General features: G+C 67.0%; 23 protein-coding genes and 1 riboswitch. Of the genes, 1 reads left to right on the top strand and 22 read right to left on the bottom strand.

Translation table 11 applies throughout. The features are described 5' to 3' along the window. Window positions 1-56: 56 nt before the first annotated feature. The 10 genes from FDW81_RS12680 to hisI all read right to left on the bottom strand — a co-directional run bounded on the left by FDW81_RS12680 (window position 57) and on the right by hisI (window position 13821). Window positions 57-1514: a glutamate synthase subunit beta gene (locus FDW81_RS12680; protein WP_138134544.1), complete on the bottom strand. Its 1458-nt coding sequence runs from the start codon at window positions 1512-1514 to the stop codon at window positions 57-59. Further along, window positions 1507-6120 carry a glutamate synthase large subunit gene (gltB, locus tag FDW81_RS12675; protein WP_138134543.1) on the bottom strand — a complete coding sequence of 1538 codons (4614 nt, stop codon included), beginning with the start codon at window positions 6118-6120 and terminating at the stop codon, window positions 1507-1509. The genes FDW81_RS12680 and gltB overlap by 8 nt, the downstream gene beginning before the upstream one ends. A gap of 263 nt (window positions 6121-6383) precedes the next feature. After that, on the bottom strand, window positions 6384-7550 hold the full coding sequence (gene lgt / locus FDW81_RS12670) for a prolipoprotein diacylglyceryl transferase (protein WP_138134542.1): 1167 nt from the start codon (window positions 7548-7550) through the stop codon (window positions 6384-6386). Between the two features lie 4 nt (window positions 7551-7554). Continuing rightward, window positions 7555-8364 carry a tryptophan synthase subunit alpha gene (gene trpA, locus FDW81_RS12665; RefSeq protein ID WP_138134541.1) on the bottom strand — a complete coding sequence of 270 codons (810 nt, stop codon included), beginning with the start codon at window positions 8362-8364 and terminating at the stop codon, window positions 7555-7557. Next, a complete protein-coding gene (gene trpB, locus FDW81_RS12660) occupies window positions 8361-9680 on the bottom strand; it encodes a tryptophan synthase subunit beta (RefSeq protein ID WP_138134540.1) in 1320 nt (439 codons plus the stop codon). Before trpB ends, trpA begins: the two co-directional genes overlap by 4 nt. Window positions 9681-9832: 152 nt before the next feature. Further along, window positions 9833-10654, bottom strand: coding sequence for an indole-3-glycerol phosphate synthase TrpC (gene trpC / locus FDW81_RS12655; RefSeq protein WP_138134539.1), 822 nt, complete (start codon window positions 10652-10654; stop codon window positions 9833-9835). Continuing rightward, complete coding sequence (locus tag FDW81_RS12650) at window positions 10654-10941, bottom strand: HGxxPAAW family protein (RefSeq protein WP_138134538.1); 288 nt, start codon at window positions 10939-10941, stop codon at window positions 10654-10656. Before FDW81_RS12650 ends, trpC begins: the two co-directional genes overlap by 1 nt. A 106-nt stretch (window positions 10942-11047) precedes the next feature. Then, on the bottom strand, window positions 11048-11683 hold the full coding sequence (locus FDW81_RS12645; protein ID WP_138134537.1) for a Trp biosynthesis-associated membrane protein: 636 nt from the start codon (window positions 11681-11683) through the stop codon (window positions 11048-11050). Then, entirely contained in the window at window positions 11683-13245 is a 1563-nt protein-coding gene (locus FDW81_RS12640) for an anthranilate synthase component I (protein ID WP_138134574.1), read from the bottom strand. The genes FDW81_RS12645 and FDW81_RS12640 overlap by 1 nt, the downstream gene beginning before the upstream one ends. A 135-nt stretch (window positions 13246-13380) precedes the next feature. Continuing rightward, the gene (gene hisI / locus FDW81_RS12635) at window positions 13381-13821 is read right to left on the bottom strand and encodes a phosphoribosyl-AMP cyclohydrolase (RefSeq protein ID WP_138134536.1); all 441 of its coding nucleotides are present in this window, start codon (window positions 13819-13821) and stop codon (window positions 13381-13383) included. A gap of 111 nt (window positions 13822-13932) precedes the next feature. On the opposite strand from hisI, the gene FDW81_RS12630 reads away from it, so the two are divergent. Continuing rightward, window positions 13933-14577 (top strand): TIGR03085 family metal-binding protein, encoded by a 645-nt coding sequence (locus FDW81_RS12630; RefSeq protein WP_138134535.1) that lies wholly within the window; start codon window positions 13933-13935, stop codon window positions 14575-14577. Window positions 14578-14602: 25 nt separating this feature from the next. On the opposite strand, the gene hisF is transcribed toward FDW81_RS12630, so the two are convergent. The 12 genes from hisF to def all read right to left on the bottom strand — a co-directional run bounded on the left by hisF (window position 14603) and on the right by def (window position 24719). Next, window positions 14603-15379 (bottom strand): imidazole glycerol phosphate synthase subunit HisF, encoded by a 777-nt coding sequence (hisF, locus tag FDW81_RS12625; protein WP_138134534.1) that lies wholly within the window; start codon window positions 15377-15379, stop codon window positions 14603-14605. Window positions 15380-15423: 44 nt separating this feature from the next. Then, the gene (gene hisG / locus FDW81_RS12620) at window positions 15424-16284 is read right to left on the bottom strand and encodes an ATP phosphoribosyltransferase (protein WP_138134533.1); all 861 of its coding nucleotides are present in this window, start codon (window positions 16282-16284) and stop codon (window positions 15424-15426) included. An 89-nt stretch (window positions 16285-16373) separates the two neighbouring features. Beyond that, window positions 16374-16637, bottom strand: coding sequence for a phosphoribosyl-ATP diphosphatase (locus FDW81_RS12615; protein WP_009358176.1), 264 nt, complete (start codon window positions 16635-16637; stop codon window positions 16374-16376). Window positions 16638-16741: 104 nt separating this feature from the next. Beyond that, complete coding sequence (gene ribH, locus FDW81_RS12610) at window positions 16742-17230, bottom strand: 6,7-dimethyl-8-ribityllumazine synthase (RefSeq protein WP_138134532.1); 489 nt, start codon at window positions 17228-17230, stop codon at window positions 16742-16744. A gap of 16 nt (window positions 17231-17246) precedes the next feature. Beyond that, window positions 17247-17978 (bottom strand): GTP cyclohydrolase II, encoded by a 732-nt coding sequence (gene ribA / locus FDW81_RS12605; protein WP_138134531.1) that lies wholly within the window; start codon window positions 17976-17978, stop codon window positions 17247-17249. Continuing rightward, complete coding sequence (ribB, locus tag FDW81_RS12600; protein WP_138134530.1) at window positions 17975-18652, bottom strand: 3,4-dihydroxy-2-butanone-4-phosphate synthase; 678 nt, start codon at window positions 18650-18652, stop codon at window positions 17975-17977. The genes ribA and ribB overlap by 4 nt, the downstream gene beginning before the upstream one ends. Next, on the bottom strand, window positions 18649-19290 hold the full coding sequence (locus FDW81_RS12595; RefSeq protein ID WP_138134529.1) for a riboflavin synthase: 642 nt from the start codon (window positions 19288-19290) through the stop codon (window positions 18649-18651). Before FDW81_RS12595 ends, ribB begins: the two co-directional genes overlap by 4 nt. Then, window positions 19290-20459, bottom strand: a complete 1170-nt coding sequence (ribD, locus tag FDW81_RS12590; RefSeq protein WP_138134528.1) for a bifunctional diaminohydroxyphosphoribosylaminopyrimidine deaminase/5-amino-6-(5-phosphoribosylamino)uracil reductase RibD — start codon at window positions 20457-20459, stop codon at window positions 19290-19292. The genes FDW81_RS12595 and ribD overlap by 1 nt, the downstream gene beginning before the upstream one ends. Before the next feature lie 189 nt (window positions 20460-20648). After that, a riboswitch (FMN riboswitch) is annotated at window positions 20649-20796 on the bottom strand. Window positions 20797-20835: 39 nt separating this feature from the next. Continuing rightward, entirely contained in the window at window positions 20836-21516 is a 681-nt protein-coding gene (gene rpe / locus FDW81_RS12585; RefSeq protein ID WP_138134527.1) for a ribulose-phosphate 3-epimerase, read from the bottom strand. An 88-nt stretch (window positions 21517-21604) separates the two neighbouring features. After that, a complete protein-coding gene (locus FDW81_RS12580) occupies window positions 21605-23206 on the bottom strand; it encodes an RsmB/NOP family class I SAM-dependent RNA methyltransferase (RefSeq protein ID WP_138134526.1) in 1602 nt (533 codons plus the stop codon). Next, window positions 23203-24123 (bottom strand): methionyl-tRNA formyltransferase, encoded by a 921-nt coding sequence (gene fmt, locus FDW81_RS12575; protein WP_138134525.1) that lies wholly within the window; start codon window positions 24121-24123, stop codon window positions 23203-23205. The genes FDW81_RS12580 and fmt overlap by 4 nt, the downstream gene beginning before the upstream one ends. Continuing rightward, entirely contained in the window at window positions 24120-24719 is a 600-nt protein-coding gene (gene def, locus FDW81_RS12570; protein ID WP_138134524.1) for a peptide deformylase, read from the bottom strand. The genes fmt and def overlap by 4 nt, the downstream gene beginning before the upstream one ends. Window positions 24720-24735 lie beyond the last annotated feature (16 nt).

Genomic DNA, 24735 nt, shown 5'->3' with positions numbered 1-24735 from the left:
CCTATTGGTCTCTTGCATTGGTTAAGTTGTCGTGGAGGTAAACCCTCGATGCATGCCTAGAGCACGGCGATGGCGCGGTCCGTGGGGGCCACGGGAGCGGGAAGGATGGTGCTTCCCATCAGGTACTTGTCCACTGCTGCAGCCGCGGCGCGTCCTTCGGCAATGGCCCACACGATGAGTGACTGGCCGCGGCCGGCGTCGCCGGCAACGAAGACACCCTCGGTGTTGGTCATGTAGTAGCCATCGCGGGAGACGTTCCCGCGGCCGTCGAATTCCGCCTTCACCTGTTCGGTGATGCCTGCGGGTTCCGCACCGGTGAAGCCCAGGGAGAGGAACACCAGGTCGGCCGGAATGATGCGTTCCGTTCCAGCCTTGGGCAGGCGCCTGCCGTCGACAAATTCGGTCTCCGCAACCTTGACGCCGGTCAGCTTGCCGTTTTCGCCCACGAACTCAACGGTGGAGGCGAGGTAAGTACGCTCACCGCCTTCCTCATGGGCGCTGGCGACCTCGAAGAGGGTGGGGAACGTCGGCCACGGCTGGTGGCTGGCACGCTCGGCCGGCGGCTGCTTGCCGATGGCCAGGGTGGTGACGGACGCAGCACCGTGGCGGTGGGCGGTGCCGAGGCAGTCCGCGCCGGTGTCACCGCCACCGAGGATCACTACGTGCTTGCCCTGGGCGTTGATCTGGTTCTCAATCTGCTCCCCGGCGACAGCGCGGTTTGCCGGGACGAGGTAATCCATGGCGAAGTGCACGCCGTCGAGGTTCCGGCCCGGGATGGGCAGGTCGCGCGGAACGGTGGCGCCGGTGCAGATCACCACGGCGTCGTAGCGCCGCCGCAGCTGCTCCCAGGTCACGTCGGTGCCTACGGCGACTCCGGTACGGAAGCGCGTTCCCTCCGCCTTCATCTGCTCGATGCGGCGGTCAACCTGCTCTTTTTCCATCTTGAAGTCGGGGATGCCGTACCGCAGCAGGCCGCCGATCTTGTCATCACGCTCATAGACAGCCACGGTGTGGCCCACCCGGGTCAGCTGCTGCGCGACCGCCAGGCCGGCAGGGCCGGAGCCGACGACGGCGACGGTCTTGCCGGTCAGGCGCGCCGGCGGCAGGGGCTCAACCCAGCCGTTGTCCCAGGCTTCGTCGATGATGGAGACCTCAACCTGCTTGATGGTGACTGCGGGCTGGTTGATCCCCAGCACACAGGACGCCTCGCATGGGGCAGGGCACAGCCGGCCGGTGAACTCCGGGAAGTTGTTCGTCGCGTGCAGGCGCTCGATTGCTTCCTCGCCCTTGTCCCGCCACATCAGGTCATTCCACTCGGGAATGAGGTTGCCCAGCGGGCAGCCCTGGTGGCAGAACGGGATGCCGCAGTCCATGCAGCGTCCGGCCTGCGCCTTCAGGGTGCCCTTCTCCTGCGCCTCGTACACTTCCTTCCAGTCCATAATGCGAACGGGAACGGGACGGCGCGGCTGGGTTTCACGCTGGCGTACTTTCAGAAATCCGCGTGGATCAGCCACCGGTTACCTCCAGGATCCGAGACCATACTTCTTCGCCGTCAGGGTCAAGGCCCTCTTCGATGGCGTCGAGACGGGTCTGCAGCACGGCCGCGTAATCGCGCGGCAGCACCTTGGTAATGCGGGCGGCGGTGTCATCGAAGTTCTCGAGGAGGCGCGCAGCCAGCTGGGAATCAGTTTCTTCGACGTGCTTGACCAGCAGGCCGTGCACGATGTCGCGGTCCTCGGCGTCCAGCTCGCGGAGCTGGAGTTCGCCGGACTGCAGGGCTTCCTTGTTGACCCGGGCGGCGTCCAGGTCAAGGACGTAGGCGGTGCCGCCGGACATGCCGGCGCCGAAGTTCCGCCCGGTGCGGCCAATGATGAGCGTCTGGCCGCCCGTCATGTACTCGCAGCCGTGGTCGCCGATGCCCTCGACGACGGCGGTGGCGCCTGAGTTGCGGACCAGGAAGCGTTCGCCCACCTGGCCGCGCAGGAACATCTCGCCGCTGGTGGCACCGTAACCGATCACGTTGCCGGCGACGACGTTCGTTTCCGCCTTGAAGACGTTGGTCCGGTCCGGGCGGACGATGATCCGGCCGCCGGAAAGGCCCTTGCCCACGTAGTCGTTCGAGTCGCCGAACAGCCGCAGGGTGATGCCCGCGGGCAGGAAGGCGCCCAGCGATTGGCCTGCCGTTCCGTTCAGGGTGACGTCGATCGTGTCCGTTGCCAGCACGTCCGTACCGAAGGTCTTGGTGACCATGTGGCCGAGCATCGTGCCGACGGAGCGGTCCGTGTTGATCACGTCCACCGAGATCTTCACCGGGCTGCGGTCAGTCAGCGCTTCGGTGGCCATGGTGATCAGCCGCTGGTCGAAGTGCTTGTCCAACTCATGGTTCTGTCCGGTCATGTTCCGCAGCGGGGCGTCGTCGTCGAACTCCAGCCCGTGCAGGATCGGATCCAGGTCCAGGCCGTCGGCCTTCCAGTGGTCGATGGCCTCCTTGGCGTCGAGGACTTCGGCGTGGCCGATGGCCTCCTCCAGGCTGCGGAAGCCCAGTTCAGCCAGGATTTCGCGGACTTCCTCAGCAAGGAATTCGAAGAAGTTGACCACGAATTCGGGCTTGCCGCTGAAGCGGGCACGCAGCTCGGGGTTCTGGGTTGCAACGCCCACCGGGCAGGTGTCCAGGTGGCAGACGCGCATCATGATGCAGCCTTCCACCACCAGCGGAGCGGTGGCGAAGCCGAATTCCTCACCGCCCAGCAGCGCGGCAATCACCACGTCGCGGCCGGTCTTGAGCTGGCCGTCCACCTGCACCACCACGCGGTCGCGCAGGCCGTTGAGCATCAGGGTCTGCTGCGTCTCGGCAAGGCCGAGCTCCCACGGGACACCGGCGTGCTTGAGCGAGTTCAGCGGGGAGGCGCCGGTTCCGCCGTCGTGGCCGGAAACAAGTACGACGTCGGCCTTCGCCTTCGTGACACCGGCGGCAACCGTGCCGATGCCCACCTCAGAGACGAGCTTGACGTGCACCCGGGCTGAGGGGTTGGCGCGCTTGGCGTCATAGATCAGCTGCGCGAGGTCCTCGATCGAATAGATGTCGTGGTGCGGCGGCGGGGAAATGAGCCCGACGCCGGGGGTCGAGTGGCGCGTGCGGGCCACCCACGGGTACACCTTCTGTGCCATCAGCTGGCCGCCCTCGCCTGGCTTGGCGCCCTGGGCCATCTTGATCTGGATGTCGTCGGCATTGGTCAGGTACAGGCTGGTCACACCGAAACGGCCGGAGGCGATCTGCTTGACTGCGGAGCGGCGCTCCGGATCCATCAGGCGCTCCACGTCCTCACCGCCCTCACCGGTGTTGGACTTGCCGCCCAGCCGGTTCATGGCGATGGCCAGCGTCTCGTGGGCCTCCTGGGAGATGGAACCGTAGCTCATGGCACCCGTGGAGAACCGCTTGACGATGCTGGAGACGGGCTCCACTTCCTCGAGCGGAACCGGCGGACGCTCATTCTTGAACTTAAGCAGCCCGCGGAGGGTCATCAGGTTCTGTGACTGGTCGTCCACGCCCTTGGTGTAGGCCTTGAAGATGTCGTAGCGGCGCTCACGCGTGGCGTGCTGCAGCCGGAAGACCGTCTCCGGGTTGAACAGGTGCGGCTCGCCGTCGCGGCGCCACTGGTATTCGCCGCCGCCCAGCAGCGGGCGGTGCGGCTGCTCGATGCCGCCCTCGGGGTACGCCATCTGGTGCCGGGCCGAGACCTCGGCCGCGATGACGTCCAGGCCCACGCCGCCAAGCTGGGAATGGGTGCCGGCGAAGAATTCGTCTACCAGGTCCTGGCCCAGGCCCAGCGCCTCGAAGGTCTGCGCGCCGGTGTAGGAGGCCACAGTGGAGATGCCCATCTTGGACATGATCTTCAGGACGCCCTTGCCCAGGCCCTTGATCAGGTTGTACACGCCGTCCTGCGGGGTGACCCCCGTGACGTCGCCGGCAGCAATGAGCTGCTCCACCGACTCCATGGCCAGGTAGGGGTTGACGGCGGAGGCGCCGTAGCCGATCAGGACTGCCACATGGTGCGTCTCGCGGACGTCGCCGGCCTCGACCACCAGCGCCGTCTTGGTGCGGTTGGCGCTGCGGAGGAGGTGGTGGTGCACGGCGCTGACCAGCAGCAGCGACGGAATGGGTGCCCACTGGGCGTTGGAGTCGCGGTCGGACAGCACGATGTACTGCACACCACGGTTGATCGCGCCGGAGACCTGCTCACAGATTTCGGTGAGCCGGGCGCGCAGCGCGTTCTCGCCGCCCTCGGGGCGGTAGAGGCCGCGGACCTTCATGGCCACGCGGTTGCCCTCGGCGTCCTCGATGTTGGCGATCTTGGCGAGCTGGTCGTTGTTAATCACCGGGAACGGCAGCTGGACCTGCGGCTGGCGGACCTGCTTGGTGTCCAGGAGATTGCCGTTGGGCCCGATGGCACATGTCAGCGACGTCACCAGTTCTTCGCGGATGGCGTCCAGCGGCGGGTTGGTCACCTGCGCGAAGGACTGCACAAAGTAGTCGAAGAGGAGGCGGGGGCGCTTGGACAGTACAGCCACCGGAGTGTCGGATCCCATGGCGCCAAGAGGCTCGGCACCGGTGCGGGCCATGGGCCCAAGCAGGATCTTCAGCTCTTCAGTGGTGTAGCCGAAGGTGCGCTGGCGGATGTTCACGGACGCAGCAGTGTGGACCACGTGCTCACGCTCGGGGAGGTCGTTCAGGTCGATCAGGTTGTCCTTGACCCACTCCGCCCACGGGTTGGCGGCGGCCACCTCAGCCTTGACCTCTTCATCGTCGATGATGCGCCCGGCCTCGGTGTCCACCAGGAACATCTTGCCCGGAGACACGCGGCCCTTCTTGACCACCTTGGAGGGTTCGACGTCGATGACGCCCACCTCGGAGGCGAAGACGACCAGGCCGTCCTCGGTGATCCAGAAACGGCCTGGACGCAGGCCGTTGCGGTCCAGAGTGGCGCCCACGAGGTTGCCGTCGGTGAAGGAGACAGCCGCGGGGCCGTCCCACGGCTCCATCAGGAGGGAGTGGTACTCGTAGAACGCGCGGCGGGCCGGATCCATGGTGGCGTGGTTTTCCCAGGCCTCCGGGATCATCATCATGATCGAGTGCGTGATGGGCCGCCCGGAGAGCCACAGCAGCTCGGCCACCTCGTCGAAGGAGGCGGAGTCCGAGGCACCAGGGGTGCAGATGGGGTACAGCTCTTCAGGGGTGTCGCCCAGCAGCGGGTTGGCGAGCTGCGACTGGCGGGCACGCATCCAGTTCCGGTTGCCCTTGACAGTGTTGATTTCACCGTTGTGGGCGATGGTGCGGAACGGCTGGGCCAGCGGCCAGGACGGGAAGGTGTTGGTGGAGAAGCGCGAGTGGACGATCGCCAGCTTGGTCTTGAAGCGCTTGTCCGAAAGGTCCGGGTAGAACGGCTCCAGCTGGGCAGTGGTGAGCATGCCCTTGTAGACGATGGTCCGGGAGGACAGCGACGGGAAGTAGACGCCGAACTTGTTCTGGGCGCGCTTGCGGATCCGCCAGGCACGGGAATCCAGCTCATTGCGGGACAGTTCCTCACCCGTGGCCGAGGCCAGGAACGGCTGGGAGAAGTAGGGCATGCAGGCGCGGGCCATGGCGCCGACGAGGTCGGCGACCACCGGCACTTCACGCCAGCCGAGGACCTTCAGCCCCTCGTCAGCTGCCAGGCCCTCAATACCTGCCTTGGCGGCGTCGGCCTCACGCTGTTCAGCGGGGAGGAAAGCGGTGCCGGCAACGTACTGGCCGGGCGCGGGCAGTTCGAACTCCGTGACGGCACGGAAGAACTCGTCCGGGATCTGCATGAGCAGGCCTGCGCCGTCACCGGTGCCCTCGTCCGCACCCACGGCACCGCGGTGCTCAAGGTTGCGCAGGGCGGTGAGGGCGGCGTCGACAATGTCGTAGCCTGGCTCACCGCGGAGGGTGGCGATAATCGCAAGACCGCAGGCGTCCTTCTCCTGCTCCGGGTTGTAGAGCCCGGCGGCCTCCGGCAGGGCTGCGAAGCGCTTGAACGGCGACATGGCAGCCCCAGGCTGATCCGGTTCAGACCAGCTGGGAGTGTGAAGAGTTTGGGTCATGGGAGACGTCCTTCCTCCTGATCGTGCGTATGGAAGGGACACCGTTGGCCCCACTCGTCAGCGCCGCACTGCTGGGCACAACAAAGTGTTATTTACAGGAAATTGTAGGTCAGCGTGGCCTGCTGAACTAACAGTTACGCAGGCCCCTGCCCCGGACAACACCGGCCAGCAGCTCTAAGCTGGCCAGGGCGGCCCCGATGCCACGACGCTGTGGTGATTGGGCGCATCGAGCGGTGGCTCTGCTGCCCTGCCTGGCCTGCGCGCTACCTGGTAGTGCCGGCTTCCGGCGCGGTTCCTGTGGCTGTGCTGCCGGACTTTCCGGCAGCCGTTGCGTCCGGTCCGGGCGTGGGGCCCGCCGGCGCAGCCGAGGCGTCTTCCGTGGGGACGGAAACACGCCGGGAACCGCTTTGGTTATCAGGGAGATTATCACGGGATTCACTATCTGAGACAGCGGGGTCCGGATCACGGACCTCATCGGTCTCCGTGGCGATAGCCTTCGTTCCTTCTTCCTTCGCCGGTTCCCGGCCTGGAAGATACACGCTGTCCTGGCCGTTCCCCTTCTTCAGTCCCAGCAGGATGAACGCCGCAAGCGCTGCGAGGAACACGAAGATGCTGGTCCAGACGTTCAGGCGGGTAGTGATGCCGAACAGTGCGATCTGCTCCGCGTCGTCGATCCGCATTGCCTCGATCCAGACCCTGCCCAGCGTGTAATACATGGCGTAAAGCCAGAACAACCTGCCGCGGCGGAAGTTGAACCTCCGGTCCAGGGCCAGCAGGATGACGACGCCGGCCAGGTTCCACAGCGATTCGTACAGGAACGTCGGGTGGAACAGGGTGCCGGCCGGCGTACCGGCCGGGAAGTTGGGATTGTCCGCGTCGATTTGCAGTCCCCACGGCAGATCGGTGGGGCCGCCGAAGAGTTCCTGGTTGAACCAGTTGCCCCAGCGGCCAACCGCCTGGGCCAGCAGGAGCCCCGGTGCCGCAGCGTCCACGAAGGCGCTGAGCTTGACTCCGCTGCGGCGGCAGCCGATCCAGGCGCCCAAGGCTCCCAGAACCACGGCACCCCAGATACCCAGGCCGCCGCGCTGGATTTGCGGAATCAGGGACAGGTCCCCGGTGCCGTCGAAACCGGGGCCGAAGTAGGCGTCCGGCGAAGAGACCACGTGGTAGAGCCGGCCGCCGATGATTCCGAACGGAATCGCCCAGACGACGATGTCCCAGACACTGCCTTCAGGCGCTCCGCGCTTTGCCCAGCGGACCGACGTCAGCCACAGGCCAACCACAATGCCTGCCAGGATGCACAGGGCATAGGCGTGGATGCGCAGCGTTCCCCAGGGCAGTGGAATGTCGAAACCGGACCAGTCCGGGCTCGGGATGCTGGCGGGCACCAAGGCAGGAACCAGCGTGGCTGCCTGAAGGAGTGTCTGCATCGGATTAGGCCTCTTCCCGGGAGAGTCCGGTGCTCAGGTCCTTGGTGAGGGCTGCGACAGCGTCCACACCGCCCTCACCAAGGGTTTTCACCAGTGCGGTGCCCACGATGACGCCTTCGGCGTAGGCAGCGATTTCGCGGACCTGGCCGGCATTGGAGACGCCCAGCCCGACGCAGACGCGCTCGGCGCCGGCATTGTGGGCGGCTGCCACGACGTCCTTGGCGGCTGTGCTGACGGAGCTCCGGGCACCCGTGACGCCCATGATCGACACGGCGTAGACGAAGCCGCGGCTGGCGTCCACCGTCCGCTGCATCCGCTCGGCAGTGGAGGAGGGAGCTACCAGGAACACGCGGTCCAGGCCGTATTTGTCGGATGCTTCCATCCACTCGGCCGCCTCGTCCGGAATGAGGTCCGGGGTGATGAGCCCTGCTCCCCCGGCTTCGGACAACCGGCGCGAGAACTCATCCACGCCCATCCGGACCACAGGGTTCCAGTAGGTCATGACCAGGACTGCGGCATCGGTCTGGCTGGTGATGCCGCGCACCACGTCGAACACCTGGCTGACAGAGAAGCCCTTGGCCAGTGCCTCCGTGGTGGCAGCCTGGATGACCTGGCCGTCCATGACCGGATCGGAGTACGGGATTCCGATCTCAATCAGGTCGGCACCGTTGCGGGCCGCTGCGATGCCGGCGGCAATGGAGTCTTCAACGCTGGGGTATCCGGCCGGCAGGTACGCGATGAGGGCGGCGCGGCCTTCAGCGCGGGCCTTGTCGATGGCTGCCGCTGACTTGCTGATGGTCTGTGCAGTGCTCACAGCTGCTCCCCCTCTTTGCCGATTTCCGACTCTGCTGAGCCCTTGTCCAACAGATCGAACCATTCCGCTGCCGTGGCTACGTCCTTGTCGCCGCGGCCGGAGAGGTTGACGATCACGATTTTGTCCCTGACAGCCCCGGCGTCTTCAGCCGCGAGCCGCTGGCCCACCTTGACCGCGCCGGCCAGGGCGTGCGAAGACTCGATGGCGGGAATAATGCCCTCGGTGCGGCACAGCAGCCGGAATGCCTCCATCGCCTCGCTGTCGGTGATGGGCTCGTAGCTGACGCGGCCGATGTCCGCCAGGTAGGAGTGCTCAGGACCGACGCCGGGGTAGTCGAGGCCGGCCGAGATCGAGTGCGATTCGATGGTCTGGCCGTCATCATCCTGCATGAGGTACGAGCGCGCCCCGTGGAGGACACCCGGCTTGCCCAGGGTGATGGTGGCGGCATGGCGTCCCGTCTCCACGCCGTCGCCGCCGGCTTCGAAGCCATAGATCTTCACCGACGGGTCATCCAGGAAGCCGTGGAAGATGCCGATGGCGTTGGAGCCGCCGCCGATGCAGGCGCAGACTGCGTCCGGCAGGCGGCCTTCCTGCTCCAGGATCTGGGCGCGGGCTTCCTCCCCGATGACCTCGTGGAAATAGCGCACCATGGCCGGGAAGGGGTGGGCGCCGGCCGCCGTGCCCAGCAGGTAGTGGGTGTTGTCAACGTTGGCAACCCAGTCGCGCAGGGCGTCATTGATGGCGTCCTTGAGGGTCTGCGAGCCGCTGGTCACCGGGATAACGGTGGCGCCCAGCAGTTCCATCCGGGCGACGTTCAGCGCCTGGCGGCGGCAGTCTTCCGCACCCATGTACACCACGCACTCGAGGCCCATCAGGGCTGCGGCGGTGGCGCTGGCCACGCCGTGCTGTCCGGCGCCGGTTTCGGCAATGACACGCGTCTTGCCCATGCGCTTGGCAAGCAGCGCCTGGCCCAGCACGTTGTTGATCTTGTGTGAACCGGTGTGGTTGAGGTCCTCGCGCTTCAGGAAGACGCGCACTCCCCCGGCATGCTGCGAGAAACGCTTCGCTTCGGTCAGCAGTGAGGGCCGGCCGGAGTAGTTTTTGTTCAGGTCAGCGATCTGGGCCCGGAATTCGGGGTCGTCCTTGGCCTTGTTGAACGTTTCCTCGAGCTCGTCCAGGGCGGCGATCAGGGATTCGGGCATCCAGCGTCCGCCGTAGCTGCCGAAGTACGGCCCCGGGGCATGCTTCAGGGAGCCGCCCTGCAGGAATGCTTCCGCGGCGTAGTTGTCAGCGTTTCCTGAGGGTGCTTCAGCCATCAGTCCCGTCCTGTTCCAGTTGGTCGTTTCAAAAGAGTGTGGTGGTCCGGCAGGTGCCGGGCCTGCCCTGCAGGGGGCAGCAGCCCTGCCGCCAAGCCGGTCCGACAGCCGGCCCTGCAGGACAGCCAATCCTGCCGGACGGGCGGGCCGCATCAGCGCTGTGCAGCGATGGCGGCCGCGCCTGCGGCCTTGAATTCCGTGATCCGCTCCCGGGGAGTCGAGTGGCTGACCAGCGCTTCCCCCACGAGCACCGCGTGGGCGCCGCTGGCGGCATAGTGCGTGACGTCGTCGGCGTCCCGGACGCCGGATTCGGCGACCACCAGTGCCCCCGCCGGAATCCGTCCGGCCAGGGACGCAAACACTGAACGGTCGACGTCGAGCGTTTTCAGGTTCCGGACGTTGACGCCGATGATGCGCGCCTCTGCCGCTGCCGCGCGTTCGATTTCCTCTTCCGTGTGCGTCTCCACGAGCACGTTCATGCCAAGTTCGTGGCTGAGTGCGCTGAAGTCCGAGAGCTGGGCGTCGGAGAGCGCCGCGACGATGAGCAGGATCAGGTCCGCCCCATGGGCGCGGGCCTCCCAGATCTGGTACTCGTCCAGCGTGAAGTCTTTCCGCAGGAGCGGAACGTCGACGGCGGCGCGCACCGCGTCAAGGTCCGCCAGGGACCCGTTGAAGCGGCGCTGCTCCGTTAGGACGCTGATCACGGAGGCACCGCCGTCGGCATACTGCCTGGCGAGGGACGCAGGATCGCCGATGGCGGCGAGGTCACCCTTGGAAGGGCTGCGCCGCTTGATCTCCGCGATGACTTTCAGTTCATCACGTGTTGCCGAGAGGCCGCCGAGTGCTGCCCAGGCGTCACGGGCAGGGGCCGCTGCCTGGGCCAGGTCCTGCAGTTCCGCCAGCGAAACGAGCCGCTTCCTGGCCTCCATATCCTCCCTGACACCGGCATTGATGTCATCGAGAACAGTGGACATCAGTGGCCGGAGTTCTTCAGCTTGCTGCCGTCAACACCGTAGCCGGCCTTGCGCATGATGTAGCCGAGGATCAGGCCGAGCACCATCACGCCGGCACCGGCGATGAAGATCGGGGTGCTGGCGATGACGAAGGCGATCGACGCGATGAGCGCACCCACCAGCATGACGATGACGCAGGTCCAGGCTGCGGGGCTGTTGCCGTGGCCGAGTTCCTGGCTGTGGTCGATGGCGCCGGGGGCTACCTGGCGGGTGCCGGACTTGGAAACGGACGCAGGTGCTTTGCTCATGGAAAATCTCCTCAGGATGGATTCTGGTTTACATTCTGCCATTTTTTGGCGGTCGACCCGTTATCCGGGGACCCGCCGCCGGGCCCGCGCCCGAGCCCTGGCCGGTTCAGGTGGGGTCGTCACCCCGGGACAGCCGGTCCCAGCTGTCGATCTCATCAACGGGACCCGCGGCCGCAGCCCTGCCGGCCGCTCCGGGCGCGTCATATTTCGTGCGGGCTTTCCAGTGCCGGCCGGCAAGGGGGATGGCCAGGGCGGCCAGGGCCAACAGGCACCCGGCGGCGACGGCGAGTAGCGGGAAAGCGGTGACGGCAACCTGCGCCTGGCTGCCGGAGATGCCGGTGGCTTCAGCGATGGACCCCTGGGCGGCAGCCAGCGGGTTGGCCAGTACCGTTGCAGCCGCGACAACGATCCCTGCCGAGGCGAGGACGATGATGGCCGTGACGACCCACCGGGCGATCCTGCCTGCGATCGCTGCCGCCAGCCCGCCGGCGAGGGCCACCAGCGCAAGGGCAGTGACGGTGGTGGCCGCTTTGCTGCCCTGTACCTGAAGCGCCTCCGGCCCGGCGCCCACCTGGCCCGCCTGGCTGGGATCAAGAGTGACGGTCAACCACGTCTGGGTGGTGGTGCCGAAGACCGCCAGCGCCAAAACGGCAATGAGCAGTACCAGGGTGGACTTGCGGGCCCAGGCCGGTGTACCCGGCTTCTTCACTGCTCCCGCCTGCCCGGCTGCCGGTCCCGGCATCAGGAGCCCGTCCCGCCGGGCAGCGAGTCCGCGGAGATATTCTGCAGAGAACCGGCGGTGTGCACGGCACGGAGCGGAGCAGCGGCCTTGTTGACGGTTTCGAGTGCTTCGGTCGGGTTAACCGAGTCAGCCACAATGCCGCCGCCGGCCTGGACGTAGGCCCGGCCGTCCCTGAGCAGCGCGGAACGGATGGCGATGGCCATGTCCATGTCGCCGGCGAAATCGAGGTAGCCCACCACGCCGCCGTAGATGCCGCGGCGGTGCGGTTCCAGTTCGTCGAGGAGGCGCAGCGCCCGCGGCTTCGGGGCACCGGAGAGGGTGCCGGCCGGAAAGGTCGCCTTCAGGACGTCATACGCCTTGGCGTGCGGCGAGAGCCGGCCCACCACTGTGGATACGAGGTGCATGATGTGGCTGAAACGCTCCACCTCCATGAACTGGGTGACGTCCACTGTTCCCGCCACGCACACCTTGGACAGGTCATTGCGGCTGAGATCGACCAGCATGAGGTGCTCGGCGCGTTCCTTCTGGTCCGCCAGGAGCTCCTCGGCCAGGGCCTTGTCCGCCTCCACCGTTTTGCCGCGCGGACGCGACCCGGCGATCGGGTGGGTGATGACTTCTTCGCCGGTCACCGTGACCAGGGCCTCCGGTGAGGACCCGACAATGGAGTATTCCCGGCCCTCGGCATCCTCGAGGCTGAAGATGTACATGTACGGGCTGGGGTTGGTGTTCCGCAGGACCCGGTAGACATCCAGCGCTGAAGCCTTGCACTCCATCTCGAAGCGGCGCGAGATGACCACCTGGAACACTTCGCCGTCCACGATGGCTTCCTTGCCGCGGTCCAGGGCAGCCAGGTAGTCGGCCTCGTCCCAGCGCTCCTGGACACTGGAGGCGAAGTCCAGGGCGGCCGGCGCCAGCACCGAGACCGGCTGCGCGATGGGAGCGCTGACCTTGGCAAGGAGTGCTTTGACCCTGGCAACAGCGTCGTGCCATGCCTCGTCCACCCGCTCGGAACTGTCGTCAAAATTGATGGCGTTGGCAATCAGCAGCACCGTGCCGTCCACATTGTCGTGGACGGCCATGTCCGTCACCAGGTTCAGGGCCATTTCCGGCAGCTGCAGGTCGTCCTCCGGCGGGCTGACCAGGCGTTCCCAGTGCCTCACCGTTTCCCAGCCCAGGAAACCTACCAGGCCGGAGGTGAAGGGGGGCAGGCCCTCGAACCTGTCGGTCCGCAGGGCGTCGATCGTGTCGCGGATGGCGTCCACCGGGCTGCCCCCCACCGGGACCCCAACCGGCGGCTCCCCCAGCCAGTGGGCGTTCCCGTCCTTGGTGGTCAGCGTTGCCCGGGATTTGGCGCCGATGAAGGAGTAGCGGGACCAGGCTCCGCCCACGGCCGCAGACTCCATCAGGAAGGTGCCGGGCTGGCCCTGGGCCAGCTTGCGGTAGAGGCCGATGGGGGTCTCGGCATCCGCAAGCACCTTGAGCCGGACCGGAATGACGCGGCTGTGCCGGGCGAGCTCCCGGAATTCCTCGAGGCCCGGGGTAATGGTTCCAAGGTCCTGCATGGCTATGCTTTTCCGCCTGTTCTGATGAGGGCCGGCCATGCCGGACGCCTTGGGTGTGCGTGAAAACTTGAGTGGGCCTTACTGGCTTTCCGGACTGCAGGGGAACAACCGCCCCGTACCTGCGTCCGGCGGGACTCAGCCCGCCTGGACCGTGCTGATGTCCAGTTCCCTGCCGTCGAAGCAGGTGCGGGTGCCCGTGTGGCATGCGGCGCCCACCTGGTCAACCCTCACCAGCAGAGCATCGCCGTCGCAGTCCAGTGCCACTGACTTAACCCACTGGACGTGGCCGGAGGTGTCGCCCTTGCGCCAGTACTCCTGGCGGGAACGCGAGTAGAAGGTAACCCTGCCGGTGGTCATGGTCCGGTGCAGCGCCTCGTCATCCATCCAGCCAAGCATGAGCACCTCGTTGGTGTCGTACTGCTGCACGACGGCGGCCACCAGGCCAGCGGGGTCGCGCTTCAAGGCGGCTGCCACTTCGGCGGGAAGGGGACCCGGAGCGGAGGCGGCAGGACCGGGCGAAGGCGCCACAGGCGCGGTTGAACCCGGGTTTTGGACGGGGGCAGGCTGCTCAGACATCAGGTCAAGTCTAGTGCCTGCTGCACGCCCGGATCATGTGTGAACGACGGCACGCCAGCGGTGGCGGGCGTGCTGCCCAACTCTGCGCGTGTCGTGCTAGTTTCACAAGTGATGCATTTCGTCGAACCGTCCCGAGAAGTCCTGGCCGAGACCCTGCTTGCGGCCGGTCCTGATGCGCCCACGCTGTGCAAGGGCTGGCGTACCAGGGACCTTGCGGCACACCTTTACCTGCGCGAACGGAAAGCAGCCGTGGGGCTGGGCCTGCTCATCAAGCGGCTGGCCAAGGCCTCCGACCAGGCCACCGCCAGGCTGGCGGCGAAGCTGACCACTCCAGAGGAATACGCAAAGCTCGTCAACACCTTCCGGGCGGGGCCACCGGCATTGTCGCCGATGAACATCAAGGCCCTGGACGAGAGCTCCAACCTCATCGAGTACTTCGTGCACACGGAGGATGTGCGCCGGGCAGTGGACCGCTGGGCTCCCCGTGCACTGGACGAGGCCTACTCGGAAGCGCTGTGGGATGAACTCGTCAAGCGCGCCGCCATCCTTTACCGCGGCGTCGACCTGGGCATTGTCCTGGTGCGCCCGTCCGGGCCCCGGCATGTCGCCAAGCGCGCTCCCGTTTCGGTGGCGATCGTGGGCGAGCCGGGCGAGCTGCTGATGCACGGCCACGGCCGGACCCGGCACGCGCTGGTGACCTTCGAAGGCCAGCCCGACGCCGTCGCGCTTCTCCAGTCCGCCGAAGTAGGGCTGTAGCAACCGCCCGCTATGCGGGTGGCGTTCAACGGACCTCGAAGCCTGCGTCCCGGATGGCGTCCTTCACCTGCGACATCATATTGTCCGGCCCCCAGTGGAAGATGGACGCGGCCAACACGGCATCGGCGCCGGCGGCAACGGCGGGCGGAAAGTGTGCCGGCTCCCCCGCACCTCCCGAAGCGATGATGGGGACTTTCACGGCGGCCCGGACCATTTTGATCATTTCGAGGTCGAAGCCGTCCTTGGTGCCGTCGGCATCAATGGAGTTGAGCAGGATCTCCCCTACGCCACGGTCGGCCGCTTCCCTGGCCCACTCGATCGCGTCGATTCCGGTCCCGGTGCGGCCGCCGTGGGTGGTGACTTCAAACCCCGACGGCGTGGGCTGGGAACCCGGGCGGGTGCGGCGGGCATCAACGGACAGGACGAGGACCTGGGAACCAAAGTGCCGGGTAATTTCGTCAATGACGTCGGGACGCGCCACGGCAGCGGTGTTGATGGCCGCCTTGTCGGCGCCGTAGCGCAGGAGCTTGTCCACCTCGGCCACGCCGCGCACGCCGCCGCCGACACACAAGGGGATGAACACTTCCTCCGCCGTGCGGCGGACCACGTCGAAGGTGGTTTCGCGGTTGCCGGAGGATGCTGTGACGTCGAGGAAGGTCAGTTCATCAGCGCCGGCGTTGTCGTAGCGGTGTGCCAGCTCCACGGGGTCGCCGGCATCGCGGAGGCCCTCGAAGTTAACGCCTTTGACGACGCGCCCCGCGTCCACGTCGAGGCAGGGGATGACGCGTACTGCTACTGCCATGGAAGCTCCTGGATTCTTCGTTTGTTGCTGCTGCGCGGGCTGGATCAGATGCGGCAGGCGTGGATGCTGCTGACCAGGATGGCCCGGGCGCCGAGGTCGTACAGCTCGTCCATAATGCGGTTGGTTTCCTTCTTGGGGACCATGGACCTGACGGCCACCCAGTCGGAGTCGCGCAGCGGGGAGACGGTGGGAGATTCCAGGCCCGGCGTCAGTGCAGCGGCCTGTTCCACCAGTTCCTTGCGGATGTCGTAGTCCATGAGGACGTACTGGCGCGCCACCAGGACGCCCTGCAGGCGGCGGATCAGGACCTCGATCTCCTTGGCTGTGCCGTTGGCTGCGCCGCCCTTGCCGGTGCGGCGGATCAGTACAGCCTCGGACTTCAGGATCGGCTCGCCGAAGATTTCCATCCCGGCGGCCTTCAGCGTGTTGCCGGTTTCCACGACGTCCGCAATGGCGTCGGCAACGCCCAGGCGGACAGAAGATTCCACCGCGCCGTCCAGGCGTACCACCCTTGCGCTGATGCCGCGTTCGGCAAGGTAGCCGCGGAGGAGGCCGTCATAGCTGGTGGCGAGCCGCTTGCCCTCAAGCTCCTCCACCTTGGCGAAGTCCCCCACTGGGCCGGCGAAACGGAACGTGGAGGCGGCGAATCCCAAGGGAAGCAGTTCCTCCGCCTCCACCTCCGCATCCAGCAGCAAATCGCGGCCGGTGATGCCGACGTCGAGCGTTCCCTGGCCGACGTACACCGCAATGTCGCGGGGGCGGAGGAAGAAGAACTCGATGTCGTTGTCCGGGTCCACCATGACCAGCTCGCGGGAATCGCGGCGCTGGCGGTAGCCCGCCTCGGACAGCATGGCGGACGCGGCTTCGGACAGGGAGCCCTTGTTGGGGACGGCTACTCGCAGCATGGGGAAATCTTTCTTACTGGTGAAGGTCTAAATATCAGGCAGTGCAGGCCACGGCGGGCACGGCGGCAGGATACGCGCCGGACCGGTGGCTACAGATGCTTGTAGACGTCTTCCAGGGTGAGGCCTTTGGCGAGCATCAGGACCTGCAGGTGGTACAGCAGCTGGGAGATTTCCTCGGCCGCGGCTTCATCGGATTCATATTCGGCAGCCATCCATACCTCGGCTGCTTCCTCAACGACTTTCTTGCCGATGCCGTGGACACCGGACTCCAATTCAGCGACGGTGCGGGAGCCTTCCGGACGGGTGGCTGCCTTCTCGCTGAGCTCAGCGAACAGCGTCTCGAAATTCTTCACGCCCTCCAGCCTACTTGCTGCGGCCCGAAGGGCGCCTGTCGGGCCCTTGCGTGACGGGCGCGATGTGAGTGAACACACACCGCGCCCCGACCTCCTGCGGGTTGCTAGCTCCGGTACTGCTTGAGCGCGACGGCCGTGGCCAGCGCCGCAGTGACGGCCTCATGGCCCTTGTCTTCCTTTGAGCCGGGGAGGCCGGCGCGGTCCAGGCCCTGCTGTTCGTTGTCGCAGGTGAGCACACCGAAGCCCACCGGCACACCGGTGGACACGCTGACGTCGGTGAGTCCCGACGTCGCGGCCTGGCACACGTAGTCGAAGTGCGGGGTCCCGCCGCGGATCACGACGCCGAGCGCCACCACCGCGTCAAAGTGCGGTGCCAGCCGCGCGGCAGCCACCGGAAGCTCGAAGCTGCCGGGGACGCGCAGGACGGTGGGATCGCTGATGCCGGCGTCCTTGGCGGCGCGCAGGGCCCCGTCCAGGAGCCCGTCCATGATCTGGGTGTGCCAGCTGGCCGCAACGATGACCAGCCGCAGCTGCGACATTCCCGCCGGGTTGAGGGTGCTGAGGTCGATGTCGGGGGCGCCGTGTCCGCTCATAGGTTTGGTGTTCCGTTCAGTCTTGTTCGTGGATGAAGGTGTCGGGGGTGGTGACGGGCACAGGTGCCACGTGTGTGGTCAGGAGGAGGCGGTGCTCCATCCGGTCCTTCTTGGTCTGCAGGTAGCGGATGTTCTGGTCGCGGGACGGTACTTCAGTGGGGACCATCTCCACCACTTTCACGCCTGCCCTGGCCAGCCTGTTCTGCTTGTCCGGGTTGTTGCTCAGGAGGCGGACCTCATGGAGGCCCATCTCGGCGAGCACCTGGGCGGCGGCGTTGTAGGAGCGGGCGTCAACGGGCAGCCCCAGCTGCTCGTTGGCCTCGACAGTGTCGAAACCTGCCTCCTGGAGCGCGTACGCCTTGATTTTGTTGGCGAGGCCGATGCCGCGGCCTTCCTGCCCGCGCAGGTACAGCAGGGTTCCGCCCTGCTCCTGGATCAGTTCGAGTGCGTAGGCCAGCTGTTCACCGCAGTCGCAGCGGTAGGACCCGAAAACATCACCCGTGAGGCACTCCGAGTGCAGGCGGACCAGCGGCGCCCTCCCGTCCTGGGGCGGGTTGGGGGAACTAACGGCCAGGTGCTCCACCCCGGTGACCTGGTCGGTCCAGGCCTGCGCCACGAAGTCCCCGAAGGCGGTGGGCAGCTGCACCACCGGGCCCCCGCTGACCGGATGGGGAACCACGCCACTGCCGGTGCGTTCCGGGCGTTGGCCTTCCTGGTGGTGGCCATTGCCGGCTACGGACGCCGTCATCGTTTCTCCTTCTCCGTGACGTAGGCGACCAGGTCTTCGATGGAGACCAGCGGGCAGCCGTGCTCCGCCGCGAACGTCCGGAGTCCGTCCAGGCGCATCATCTCGCCGTCGTCGTACACCACTTCAGCGATCACGCCCACGGGTTCCAGGCCCGCGAGCCGGCACAGGTCAACCGCGGCTTCGGTATGGCCGGGACGTTCCCGCACACCTCCGTCAACTGCTCGGAGCGGGAAAATATGCCCGGGGCGGGTTACGTCCGCCGGACCTGCCTGCGGATCAGCCAGCACCCGGGCGGTCAGGGCGCGGTCGGTGGCTGAGATGCCGGTGCTGACGCCCACGGCCGCATCACAGGAAACCGTGTAGGCCGTGCCTTTGGCATCTTCGTTGACCGCCACCATGGGAGGCAACGCAAGGGCGTCGGCGCGCTCCCCGGACAACGGGACGCAGATGACGCCGGAGCTGTACCTGATGGTCCAGCCCATCAGCGCCGGTGTGGCGTGCTGGGCCGCAAAGATAATGTCCCCTTCGTTTTCGCGGTCCTCGTTGTCCACCACCAGGACCGGCCTGCCGGCGGCCATGGCGCGCACCGCCTCTTCGATGGGATCCAGGACCTGCCCCTGGGCTGCGGGAGTCACAGCAGCGGTCTCCGGTTCCACGCTGACGGCGGCGTTCATCGTGCATCTCCTGCCGCGGCGGGCGCTGCCGCGCGGAACGCCAGCAGGCGTTCGGTGTACTTGGCCAGGACGTCAACTTCCAGGTTGACCCGGCTGCCCGTGGCCTTGGCGCCGAGCCCGGTTTCGGCCAGGGTGGTGGGGATGAGCCCCACCTCAAACCAGGGCTCCTGCTCCGTGGCCGCACTGACTGCCGTGACCGTCAGCGAGACGCCGTCGATGGCGATGGAGCCCTTTTCCGCAATGTAGCGGGCAAGGTTGGCGGGGACACCGAAGCGGAGGCGCTCCCAGTTTCCCAGGGCCTCGCGTTCCAGCAGCACGCCGACGCCGTCCACGTGCCCCTGCACCACGTGGCCGTCCAGCCGGCCGCCTGCGGGGACGCAGCGCTCAAGGTTCACGGAGTCGCCCGGGACCAGTTCCCCGATGGTGCTGCGGACCAGGGTCTCCCCCATGACGTCCACGCTGAAGTCCTTGCCGTCGATTCCGGTTGCCGTGAGGCAAACCCCGTTGACGGCGATGGACCCGCCCAGGGCGAGGCCTTCGGTGCTGTGGGGCGCGTACAGGCGGACGGTGGCACTGGCGTCCCCGTCCCTTTCGACGGACAGAACGTGCCCTTGTTCGGCGATTATTCCGGTAAACATCAGTGGCCTCCCTGGGCTTGCTTCGCGCTGGCGCTGTTTGGTTTGGGGTCTAGGGCAACGGTCCGTTGCGGTCTTAGGTGGAGTCTGAGGTCCCGGCCCAGCGTGCGCACGGCGCCGCCGTCGGATCCGTCCCACTCCCATTGCTGGGCGTCGGAAAGGGTGGCGACGCCAAGGCCGTCCAAGGACGGGGTGCCGGAACCGAGAAGGGTGGGTGCCAGGTAGACGATCAGTTCGTCCACAAGGCCAGCCGTGAGGAACGCGCTCAGGATTCTTGAGCCTCCCTCCACCATGAGGTGGCGGATGCCGCTTCCGTACAGCAGTGACAGCGCCTCCCGGGGATCGCGCGTGCGAAGGTGGGTGATCAGTCCGTCACTGCCCCGGACGGCGGCATCGGCGGGGACATCCCGCAGCCCCATGACTGCCCGCAGGGGCTGCTTCGCTGCCGGCGCCCCCTGGGGACCGCGCGCAGTAAGCCGCGGGTTGTCCACCAGGACTGTCTGGGTTCCTACCAGGATGGCGTCGATTCGGGCCCGGATGGCGTGGTTGTCCGCGAGGGATTCAGGGCTGGAAATCCACTGGCTGGTGCCGTCTTCCGCCGCAATCCGGGCGTCCAGCGTTTGTGCGATGTGAAGGGTAACGAACGGCCTTCTTGCCGCCACCGCCTCAAACCATTGGCGGTTCAGCTCCAGGGATTCAGCGGCTCCAAGCCCGCTGCGGACGCGGATCCCGGCTGCGCGCAGGGTTGCTGCCCCACCCGCTGCCGGGTCATGGGGATCATCAACTGCGTAGACGACGTCGGTGATTCCGGCGGCGATGATCGCCCCGGCGCAGGGACCGGTCCGCCCCACATGGTTGCAGGGCTCCAGCGTGACCATCATGGTGCAGCCGGAAAGGTCCATGCCGGCGGCTGTTGCCTGGGCGATCGCGTCCGCCTCTGCATGCGCTGTGCCGGCCCCGCGGTGGAAACCGGTGACGAGGCGCCTGCCCTCAGGATCAATGACGACGGCGCCCACCAGCGGATTTGCGCCCCGTGGCCCGCGCAGGGCTGCTTCCAGGGCAACCTCCATGGCCTCGGTTTCGGCCGGGGCAAAAGCGGTGGTCACTCCCGTCGCGGGCCGGAGCGGGTGGTCCTGGTGGAGGGCAGCGCCGGCTCTGCCGGCAGAAGTCATGCGGCCCGCCGTCATGCCGCAACCACTGCGGCAGGTGTGCCCCCCGCTGAAGCGGCAGGGCATTCGGCATTGAAGAGCCATCGCTTGGGGTTCATTCCCGTGTCGTTCCTTCCCTCTCGAACCGCGATGGCTCCGGGGATCTACGACAGCAGAAGGCTGCGGAGCCGGGACGGCCCCACAGATACAGCTGTACGTGCTTCTCTCATCCAGACTTTAACTGTCGGTACCGGAATTCCACCGGTTCAACCGTCCGCCGGGGCTTCCAGGGAAACCACCGGCTCGCGGGTCGCGGACTGTCACCGCCGGTTCGGACTTACACCGACCCCGGAGCACGTATGTGTGTTGTTATTGTGCCACAACCGGCACTGGCACCCGGTTATTCCGCCGACGCCGGACGTAACGTCCGGCTCCCCTCCGCGCGCAGCCGCTTGATGGCGGCCTCCGGATCCTCCGCACCGTAGACGGCCGAGCCGGCAACAAAGACGTTGGCCCCGGCTTCGGCGGCGCGGACGATGGTCTCCTCGGTGATGCCGCCGTCAACCTGGAGGGCAACGTTGATCCCTGAGCCGTCGATGGCGGCGCGCGCCCGGCGGATCTTGGGCAGGGTGAGGTCAAGGAATGCCTGGCCCCCGAACCCGGGCTCAACAGTCATGATGAGCAGCATGTCCAGTTCGGACAGCATGTCCAGGTAGGGGTCAACGGGAGTTGCAGGACGAAGGGCCATGCCTGCTTTTGCTCCCCTGCTGCGAAGTTCCCGGGCGAGCTTGACGGGGGCGATGGACGCCTCCGCGTGGAATGTCACCGAGGACAGGCCTGCGTCGGCGAAGCCGGGGGCCCACCGGTCGGCGTCGGCGATCATGAGGTGCGCATCGAGGGGGACGGGGCTCACGGCCTGGATCCGCTGCACCACGGGCAGCCCGATGGTCAGGTTGGGGACGAAGTGGTTGTCCATGACATCCACGTGCACTGCGTCAGCGGTGCTGATGCGCTGCAGCTCGGCCTCAAGGTTCACGAAGTCGGCGGAGAGGATGCTCGGGTTGATGCAGCATTGCGTCACGGGACTGCCTTTCTCTGATTGCGGAAGCGGGTTTTTGAAGCGCAGTACGGCCGCCGCCACGGGTGCGGCGGTTTCGGGCCTGCTTCGTTCAGGCCTTCTTGCGGATGAGCGCGAGGAACATGGCGTCGGTTCCGTGGACATGCGGCCAGAGCTGGGCAGTGGAATCGTGGCCGGCGTCCAGCTTCCCAGGCAGGCTGACGGCATCCAGCGCAGCGCCGGCGTCGAGGAGTTCAAGATCGTCACGCTTGCGAAGGGCGTCTGACACGACGGCGGTGGTCTCGGCAGGATGCGGCGAACATGTCACGTACGCCACCACTCCCCCGGGCCGCACGGCAGCCAGGGCCGAAGCGAGGAGTTCGCGCTGCAGCGGACCCAGGTCCGCCAGGTCCTTGGGCGAACGGCGCCAGCGGGACTCCGGCCGGCGGCGCAACGCACCCAGGCCGCTGCACGGAACGTCCACCAGGACACGGTCAAAGGCTTCCGGCTGTTCCGAACCCACCTCGCGCCCGTCCCCCGTCCGGACCTGCCACGTTTCCCGCGGCACCGCCGCGAGGGCCTGGGTTACCAGCCTGGCCCGGTGGGGTGCCATCTCGTTGGCCAGCAGAGTGGCGCCCCGCTGCCTGGCCAGGGCGCCCAGCAGCGCGGCCTTGCCGCCGGGACCGGCGCACAAGTCCAGCCAGGTTTCGGGCCGGCCACTGTCCGGCCCGTCCGCACCGTGGTGAAGGTCGACGGCCGCCATGGCCCGGGCCACCAGCTGGGAACCGACGTCCTGGACGCGCATGGTCCCTTCCCGGACGGAGGGGAACCGCCCCAGGTCCCCGCCGCTGGAGAGGGCCGAATCTTCGACCAGTTGGCCGGGCACGGCGCCGTGTTCCAGCGCCTCATTCAGGTTCCCCAGGCCCGGAAGGGCTACGAGGTTCACCACGGGGGCTGCGTTGTCCGCCTCCAGAAGTTCGTGAATTTCTGCAGCCGACCGCCCGTGCGCCACCAGCGACTGGCGCATGGCGCGGACTATCCATTCCGGGTGGGCATGGCGCAGTGCGGCGACTTTGGTTTCGTCTGTTTCCCCGGAGACCAGCAGCTCCAGCCACTTGTCAAGGGTGTGGGCGGCGACTTTGCGCAGCACCGCGTTGATGAGGGCTGAGGGGCCGGCGCCGATGACGGCGCGTGCCAGGCCGACAGTCTGGTCGAGCGCGGCATGTGCCGGGACGCGCATGGCCAGCAGCTGGTGGACTCCGATGCGGAGTGCGTCCAGGACGGCAGGTTCAAGCTGGTCCAGCGGCCGGTCCACGCAGCGGGCGAGGATAGCATCATAGGTGCCTTGGCCGCGAAGGGCCCCGTAGGTGAGCTCGGTGGCGAAACCGGCGTCGCGTTTGTCCAGTCCGTGATGTCGGATCCGGGCAGGGAGCGCCAGGTTCGCATAGGCGTCCTCGGATGCAACTGCGCGCAGGACCTCGAAGGCCACCAGCCTGGCGGGATCAGCCCGGCGGGTTCGCTGGGATGGCGCATTCTCCGTATAGCTGCGCTGCGGACCGCGGTTGCGTTCGCGGCCCTTGGCATCGCGCCGGCTGTTGTCCCGGGGCCCTCCCTTGCCACGGCCGCCGCCCTGTCCGGCGTTGCCGCCGGCATTGCCTGGTCCCCCGCGTCCGGCGTTGCTGCGCCCGCCTGAATTTCCGCCGGACCCGCTCATTCGAACACCACGCTTTCAAGGGAAGCCATGCCGCGTGCCCAGTCGGCAGCAGCCATCATCTTTTTGCCCGCAGGCTGGATCCTGGTCAGTTCCACCGCGTGCGAGCCCGTGCCCACCAATACACTTTTGCCATTGACGGAGACGGCTCCGGGTGCAAGGCTGCTGATGTCGGGCCGGAGCCGGACCGGTTCCAGCTTCACGCGCTGCCCGTCCAGCAGAGTCCACGCACCGGGTTCCGGGGTGACGCCCCGGGCCTGCCGCCCGATGGCCAGCGCAGGATGGCGCCAGTTGAGGCGGCCGTCCTCCAGGGTCAGTTTCGGCGCCAGCGATACCTCACCGGACTGCGGCTGGGGCGAGGCCTTGCCCGCCTCTATGGCGGACAGTGTCTGCGCCAGGAGGACCGCGCCGCTGTGGGACAGCCGTTCCAGGAGTTGCCCGGCAGTATCCTCGGGTCCCACAGATTCAGTCACCGTTCCGAAGACCGGCCCCGTGTCCAGCCCTTCTTCGAGCAGGAAGGTGACTGCCCCGGTGACATCGTCCCCTGCCATGATGGACCGCTGCACGGGCGCAGCTCCGCGCCACGCAGGGAGCAGGGAGAAGTGCAGGTTGATCCAGCCGTGCCGGGGTACGCCCAGTGCAGCGGCGGGGACCAGCCCGCCGTAGGCAACGATGGCAGCGACGTCCGGCTCAACTGCCGAGATCTTCGCAGTTGTATCGGCGTCGATGCGGGCCGCGTGGATGACCTCAATCCCCAGTTCCGCAGCGCGTGCGGCCACGGGCGACGGCGTAAGCACGCGTTTCCGCCCCACCGGCGCGTCAGGACGCGTCAGCACCGCAGCAATGTCGAAGCCGGCTTTCGCCAGCGCGTCAAGGGAGGGGACGGCGACCCCGGGCGTCCCCGCAAACAGGACCCTCACCCTGCGGTACCGGCCGTCCCGGCACCGAAGCTGGAGCCGGGTGCGGAGCCGCCGAAACTGGAGCCGACCGTCTTGGCGCGCTTCGCCGTGGTCCGCTCAGTGATCGAATCGTAGTTGGCGTTGCGGATGGAGCGCAGGGCAGCCTTCCGGTCCTCGCCTTCGAGCCGATCGGTATAGAGGATGCCGTCCAGATGGTCATTTTCATGCTGGAAGCAGCGTGCCAGCAACCCTTCCCCCTCGACAGTGACCGGGTTTCCGTGGAGGTCCACCCCCGTGACACGGGTGGCACGGAAGCGCCGCACGGGAAAGCCAAGGCCGGGGATGGACAGGCAGCCTTCCACCTGGTCCGGCTGGAAGTCCTCGCTGTTCTCCAGCACAGGGTTGATTATGTGGCCTTCGACGCCGTCGATGCGGTACGTGAAGACCCGCTGGCTCACGCCTACCTGCGGCGCTGCCAGGCCCGCACCGTCCACGTCCTCCATGGTTTCGGTCATGTCCGCTACCAGCTTGGCCAGTTCAGGCCCGAAATCCGTCACGGGATCGGCCACTGTTCGGAGCACAGGATCGCCGATGATGCGGATATTCAGGATCGCCATGGACAGTATTTCCTCA

Source organism: Pseudarthrobacter sp. NamB4, assembly GCF_005796185.1.
Taxonomy (GTDB): domain Bacteria; phylum Actinomycetota; class Actinomycetes; order Actinomycetales; family Micrococcaceae; genus Arthrobacter.
Note: the sequence above shows the minus strand (reverse complement) of the source record. Positions and strands in the feature narration are given on the sequence as shown.

Coding starts and splice junctions, on each gene's coding strand:
- gltB (WP_138134543.1), bottom strand. CDS start 6,120: ATGACCCAAACTCTTCACACTCCCAGCTGGTCTGAACCGGATCAGCCT.
- lgt (WP_138134542.1), bottom strand. CDS start 7,550: ATGCAGACACTCCTTCAGGCAGCCACGCTGGTTCCTGCCTTGGTGCCC.
- trpB (WP_138134540.1), bottom strand. CDS start 9,680: ATGGCTGAAGCACCCTCAGGAAACGCTGACAACTACGCCGCGGAAGCA.
- trpC (WP_138134539.1), bottom strand. CDS start 10,654: ATGTCCACTGTTCTCGATGACATCAATGCCGGTGTCAGGGAGGATATG.
- FDW81_RS12650 (WP_138134538.1), bottom strand. CDS start 10,941: ATGAGCAAAGCACCTGCGTCCGTTTCCAAGTCCGGCACCCGCCAGGTA.
- FDW81_RS12645 (WP_138134537.1), bottom strand. CDS start 11,683: ATGCCGGGACCGGCAGCCGGGCAGGCGGGAGCAGTGAAGAAGCCGGGT.
- FDW81_RS12640 (WP_138134574.1), bottom strand. CDS start 13,245: ATGCAGGACCTTGGAACCATTACCCCGGGCCTCGAGGAATTCCGGGAG.
- hisI (WP_138134536.1), bottom strand. CDS start 13,821: ATGTCTGAGCAGCCTGCCCCCGTCCAAAACCCGGGTTCAACCGCGCCT.
- FDW81_RS12630 (WP_138134535.1), top strand. CDS start 13,933: ATGCATTTCGTCGAACCGTCCCGAGAAGTCCTGGCCGAGACCCTGCTT.
- hisF (WP_138134534.1), bottom strand. CDS start 15,379: ATGGCAGTAGCAGTACGCGTCATCCCCTGCCTCGACGTGGACGCGGGG.
- hisG (WP_138134533.1), bottom strand. CDS start 16,284: ATGCTGCGAGTAGCCGTCCCCAACAAGGGCTCCCTGTCCGAAGCCGCG.
- ribH (WP_138134532.1), bottom strand. CDS start 17,230: ATGAGCGGACACGGCGCCCCCGACATCGACCTCAGCACCCTCAACCCG.
- ribA (WP_138134531.1), bottom strand. CDS start 17,978: ATGACGGCGTCCGTAGCCGGCAATGGCCACCACCAGGAAGGCCAACGC.
- ribB (WP_138134530.1), bottom strand. CDS start 18,652: ATGAACGCCGCCGTCAGCGTGGAACCGGAGACCGCTGCTGTGACTCCC.
- FDW81_RS12595 (WP_138134529.1), bottom strand. CDS start 19,290: ATGTTTACCGGAATAATCGCCGAACAAGGGCACGTTCTGTCCGTCGAA.
- ribD (WP_138134528.1), bottom strand. CDS start 20,459: ATGACTTCTGCCGGCAGAGCCGGCGCTGCCCTCCACCAGGACCACCCG.
- FDW81_RS12580 (WP_138134526.1), bottom strand. CDS start 23,206: ATGAGCGGGTCCGGCGGAAATTCAGGCGGGCGCAGCAACGCCGGACGC.
- def (WP_138134524.1), bottom strand. CDS start 24,719: ATGGCGATCCTGAATATCCGCATCATCGGCGATCCTGTGCTCCGAACA.